Source organism: Cedecea sp. B1(4), from assembly GCF_059414925.1.
This window is the reverse complement of sequence record NZ_JCAHMZ010000140.1, coordinates 1-417: the sequence shown is the minus strand read 5'-3', so window position 1 is coordinate 417 and position 417 is coordinate 1. Positions and strand designations below refer to the sequence as shown.

1 protein-coding gene is annotated in these 417 nt (G+C 57.6%); it reads right to left on the bottom strand.

Translation table 11 applies throughout. The features are described 5' to 3' along the window. On the bottom strand, positions 1 to 417 hold a 417-nt coding region (locus tag ACR6JA_RS22380), incomplete at both ends, for a LysR substrate-binding domain-containing protein (protein WP_494599614.1).

Here is a 417-nt window from a genome sequence, read left to right as displayed (position 1 = left end):
GATAGCCAGCTTGTCCATACCGGCGACCAAGCGGCTCGGCAAGATCGCAACCATGTCACTGGCACGCAGGATGTCTGGCAAGATCAGAAAGCTCTTGACCGACAGTGTGACGCTGCGTCGTTTGCCCAACTGTTCTAGCGCATCGTCGGTGACGCCGCGGAAACCTCCACCATCGTAGGAAACAAGCGCATGGTCGAGAGCACAGAACTGTTTAACGGTCAGCTTGCGCCCCATAGCCGCAGGATGGTCTTCCCGCAGGACACACACATAGTGTTCCTTGAACAGCTCTCGGGCATGCAGATTTGGCGGAGTGATCTCTGGCGTCAGGAGGGCTAAATCGATCTGACCGCGCTCAAGCTGGTTCTGTAGCTGCCCGCTCTCGACTGGCACTAATGAGACTCGTACACGCGGTGCGTG